The following is a 4,529-nucleotide window of genomic DNA, read 5'->3' on the forward strand; positions in this document are numbered from 1 at the left end:
GGAGCTTTAGGAGCAGTAGGAGGGGGAGGAAAATTTGGAAAAGGCTCCGCATCTTTTCTTTGCTTATCAGACATTAGACTGTAAATATATTTTAATCGTTCAATGTCTTTGTATTTAACTTTCATATTATCTTTCGACATGGAATTATAATGTCTGGCCAATTTATCATATTCGGCCATTTGTTCTCTGGTGGCACTTTCCTGACTTTTCTTTTTACGCTTTGTATAGATATTTTCTTGGGTGGTATATATGGCAAAAAGAGCATCCTCATTTTCTAGTGGGGTCATTCCAGTGATTGCTTTTCTTTCTATAATACTATTTAGCTTTGATGCAGGAATTTCCTGATTGTCATCAAGTGATATTAAATCATTTTTTGAATTTATTTTAATCAATCCTGTATTGCTTACTAAGTAATAGGCATTGTCTATCTCTATAAGGATTTTTTGATTTTCTTTTTTGGCCTTTCTTACTTTTTTGTTGAACTGAAATTCACTTTGTACCAAATGAAGGTTGTTTTGAATGGATTCGTAAGAAAGATTCTGATTGTTTACCATTAATTGGGAAAATTCTGGAGAAATATTCCCGTTTTTTTGTAGGCCAAAATAGAAAGTTGATTTTATTTTGCCTTGAAGATTGCCCCAATGTTCTTTTTGTAAAAAGGGTTTATACCCATTTTTCCCTAGAGAGAATTCAAAGAATATTTCTCCTGGCTTTGTTATATTAAACTGAACTTTGTAATAGCCCCTACTATCAGTTTTGGAAATAATTTTCCCAATGGAATTGTATATTTCGACGTTTTCTAGAGGAGATAAATTTTCGGAATCTAAGACCAATCCGGCTACCTCAACAATTCTATAGGAATTATTCTCAACATAGTTAACTGTTTTTAAATTAACATCCTTTAATTCTTCATTAATAACATTGGTAATGGGGCCAGATATTTCGGAATCTAAGGGTTGATCTTTTAGAATTTCAACAATAGTCTTTTCACTAAACCCATATAGCAATAGACATGTTAATGGAATTAAGATTGCAGTTCTTAATAAAACTGATTTTTTTGATTTTTTTGCTTTCATGATTGTAAATCTTTTTTTGATTGATGAATAGTTAATGGCATTGGCCAACGCGGGTCTATGATTGTTTGATGAAAATGCCAACAGTGTTTTTTGATAAGTTGATGAATGAACTCCTTTGTTTAAGACGCCTTGATCGGCCAAAAATTCGTGATTTAGTTTTATTGCTTTTTTTACTAGGTATACAAACGGATTAAACCATAAAACCACCTGTAACAACTCCACAAAAACAACATCTAGACTATGCTTTTGTCTCGCATGCGTTTCTTCATGTAATAGTACTTCGTTGGGTATTTCATTAGCTTCCAGTTTCCTTTTATTTAAAAAGATATACTTAAAAAAGGTGTGTGGTGGTTGGTTTTCCAAATGCAATACTTGGATGAATTTGGGCAATACTTGCTTGGGGTTTTTACGAATTCTTCTAAAAATCTGAGATAGATTTTTAATGAATTTAATGCCAAAGAAAAATAGTCCAATAAAGTAAACAACCCATAACATTGGCTCAACACCCATAATGTCAGACTCAAGTACTGCTGGCACATTAATAAGGCCGTGAGAGTTTGTTACAGGTGTTATGGTTTCATATACCAAAGATGAAGGAACTTCAACATATTCTGTAAAAACAATGGTAGGGATTAGCATAGAAATTATCAATGCTAATAATAGATAATAACGTTTAAAAACATGCATGTTCTCGTCTTCTAAAAACAACTTATAGAACAAAAATAAAATGGCGAGACAGCCCGCGGACTTTAATATATAAACCAACATATTACTTCTTTTTAATTTCGGTATCTATTAATTTTCTTAACCCCTCTAATTCAGTTTTTGTAAGATTAGTCTCTTGGGTAAAGAACGAAGCAAATTGACCAGGACTATCGTTAAAGAAATTCTTTATAAGTCCGTTTACATGTTTGGAGAAATAATCCTTCTTTTTTATAAGAGGAAAATATTCCCTAGATCTTCCAAAACTTTTATAGTTCACATAACCCTTATCTATCATCCTTTTTAATAAGGTGGCAATAGTGGTTGTGGCAGGTCTAGGGTCTGGATATGCTTCTAGCAAATCTTTCATAAAAGCTTTTTCATGCTTCCAAATGATATTCATAAGTTCTTCTTCAGATTTTGACAGTTGCATTTCTACACTTTTAGAATTAGTTCTACAAACATAGAGTAAATATTTTAATTCTACAAATGTAGAGTTAAATTTATGAAGGTTTTAAGAAAGGGCAGAGGTGTATTTACCTATTTTTAGTAGCACTAAAACCACCAAACAAAATGAAACCAATCTTTAAGATTTTCCTATTCCTTTTTTCTATTACTATTTATTCTCAAACCGAATCTACCGTAATTCCACTTTGGAAAAATGGCGTCCCTGGTTTTGAACATTTAAAAGATACGCCAGAACAGGCCAAAGATTGGTGGGTAAAGAATATTCACAATCCATCGATAACAGTTTTTAAGGTTGCGGATAGTATTGCCAATGGAACATCGGTTTTAATTTGTCCAGGAGGGGGACATAGAGAACTGGTTTTTAATGCAGAAGGAAAAGATGCTGCTCTGTATTTTAACTCTTTGGGAATTACTGCTTATGTACTTAAATATAGATTGGCGCGTGAAGAAAATTCACCCTATGAATTGGGCGTACATGCCAAAGAAGATGCTTTAAGAGCTATACGTACCATTCGTTCAAATGCCGAAAAGTGGAATATAAACCCTGATAAAATTGGAATGTTAGGATTTTCCGCAGGAGGCGAAGTCGTATCCATGGTTGCCTATGAGAGTGGAGAGGGAGATATAAATGCTAAAGATTCAATAGATCGATTAAATGGAAGACCTAATTTTCAATTATTAGTGTATCCAGGTCCTTTTGGTATTCCAGATGAAATGCCAGTAGATGTGCCTCCTGCCTTTATGGTGGTGGCAAATGATGACCCTTGTTGTTCTGGTCCCGTGGTTAAAATTTTAAATGGCTACCGAAAAGTAGATAGACCTGTTGAGGCTCATATTTATGCTAGAGGAGGTCATGCCTTTAATATGGGATATCGCACAAAACTAAAAACCTTGGCTTCTTGGCCAGCCCGTATGGCGGATTGGTTACTAGATAATGGCTATTTGGCAAGAGAATAGTTAGGTATATATAAATAGCCGTAGTTTTGTATCACTAAAAATACAGAATGGGCTTATTAGAAGATTTACAAGCAAGAAGTGGTTCTAAATGTGAGTTGTGCGCAGCAACAGCTGATTTAAAAGTACAAGAAGTACCTCCAACCTCTGTAACAGGAGTAGATAGTAGCGTATTAGCTTGTGAAACTTGTATTGGTCAAATAGACAACCCTGATACTACAGATGCTAATCATTGGCGTTGTCTTAATGATAGTATGTGGAGTGAACACAGAGCTGTACAGGCTGTAGCATGGAGAATGCTTTCTCGTTTAAAAAACGAAGGCTGGCCACAAGATATGTTGGACATGCTTTACTTGGATGATGAAACCTTAAGGTGGGCACAAGCTACAGGAGAAGGTGTAGATGAAAGTGATAAAATTATCCATAGAGATGTAAACGGAACCATTTTACAAACCGGAGACTCTGTTGTTCTTGTTAAGGATTTAAAAGTAAAAGGTTCTAGTTTGGTTGCCAAACAAGGAACAGCTGTTCGTCGTATTTCCTTAGATCGAGAAAATGCTGAGTTTATTGAAGGTAAAGTAGGTCCTACCCAGATTGTGATTATCACTAAGTATGTGAAGAAAATTTAAAAAAAATATTTATACTTTAATCATTAATGATGATTAAAAACACTTTTACGTTTAGATAATTGTTTATCTAGTTCATGAATCGTTTTAATTGCTGCTTTTTCAAAATCGTTATCTACTGCTTTAGCAAAAATCCTTGAACCCGGGGCAGAAAGCTGAATTTCACATATTTTCCCCATTTTCTTTTTATTATTTTCTAATTTAAAAAAAACTTCAGCCCTTATAAGCCATTCATATTTGTCTGCTAATTTATTTAATTTTTTTATCATAAAGGAGTTCATACTTTGGCTATTGGGCATTCGTACATATTGAATATCTACAGTCATAATTTAAGTGTTAAATATATTAATACTCAAATGTATACTTTACACTATTTATATAATATGACATATATCAGTAAAAAGCAGTAGTTTTTTTGAGCTTATTACTAAACTTTCATCATGGTGTAATACTTATAAAAATATGGGATTGTTTCTATACCCTTTAAATAATTCCAAACTCCAAAATGTTCGTTAGGAGAATGTATAGCATCACTATCTAAACCAAAGCCCATAAGGATAGTTTTACTTCCCAATTCTTCTTCAAAAAGGGAAACTATAGGAATGCTTCCACCACTACGTTGTGGAATAGCAGGTACTCCAAAAGTTTTGGAATAAGCCTTATTTGCGGCTTGGTAACCAATGGTGTCAATAGGAGTTACATA

5 protein-coding genes and 1 pseudogene are annotated in these 4,529 nt (G+C 33.6%); 2 read left to right on the plus strand and 4 right to left on the minus strand.

Going from position 1 to position 4,529, the window contains the following annotated elements; genetic code table 11:
- Both AC000W_RS02650 and AC000W_RS02655 read right to left on the minus strand, forming a co-directional pair.
- Positions 1–1,844 (minus strand): M56 family metallopeptidase (locus AC000W_RS02650; RefSeq protein WP_474745785.1); only part of this gene is annotated, 1,844 nt, incomplete at its 3' end.
- 1 nt (position 1,845) lies between these two features.
- Positions 1,846–2,211, minus strand: coding sequence for a BlaI/MecI/CopY family transcriptional regulator (locus AC000W_RS02655; protein ID WP_474745787.1), 366 nt, complete (start codon positions 2,209–2,211; stop codon positions 1,846–1,848).
- A 140-nt stretch (positions 2,212–2,351) separates the two neighbouring features.
- Here AC000W_RS02655 and AC000W_RS02660 point away from each other — a divergent pair, with 140 nt between their 5' ends.
- Positions 2,352–3,203, plus strand: coding sequence for an alpha/beta hydrolase (locus AC000W_RS02660; protein ID WP_474745789.1), 852 nt, complete (start codon positions 2,352–2,354; stop codon positions 3,201–3,203).
- A gap of 47 nt (positions 3,204–3,250) precedes the next feature.
- Positions 3,251–3,829 (plus strand): PhnA domain-containing protein, encoded by a 579-nt coding sequence (locus AC000W_RS02665; RefSeq protein ID WP_474745791.1) that lies wholly within the window; start codon positions 3,251–3,253, stop codon positions 3,827–3,829.
- Positions 3,830–3,852: 23 nt separating this feature from the next.
- Here AC000W_RS02665 and AC000W_RS02670 read toward each other — a convergent pair whose 3' ends face one another.
- Positions 3,853–4,152: an HPF/RaiA family ribosome-associated protein gene (locus AC000W_RS02670; RefSeq protein ID WP_474745793.1), complete on the minus strand. Its 300-nt coding sequence runs from the start codon at positions 4,150–4,152 to the stop codon at positions 3,853–3,855.
- A gap of 101 nt (positions 4,153–4,253) precedes the next feature.
- Positions 4,254–4,529 (minus strand): annotated as a pseudogene (locus AC000W_RS02675) (peptidase dimerization domain protein); the annotation flags it as partial.

It is taken from the genome of Saonia sp. (assembly GCF_056326165.1).

What these genes read in the sequence shown, in the direction of transcription:
- AC000W_RS02655 (WP_474745787.1), bottom strand. Translation starts at nt 2,211, where the DNA reads ATGCAACTGTCAAAATCTGAAGAAGAACTTATGAATATCATTTGGAAG.
- AC000W_RS02660 (WP_474745789.1), top strand. Translation starts at nt 2,352, where the DNA reads ATGAAACCAATCTTTAAGATTTTCCTATTCCTTTTTTCTATTACTATT.
- AC000W_RS02665 (WP_474745791.1), top strand. Translation starts at nt 3,251, where the DNA reads ATGGGCTTATTAGAAGATTTACAAGCAAGAAGTGGTTCTAAATGTGAG.
- AC000W_RS02670 (WP_474745793.1), bottom strand. Translation starts at nt 4,152, where the DNA reads ATGACTGTAGATATTCAATATGTACGAATGCCCAATAGCCAAAGTATG.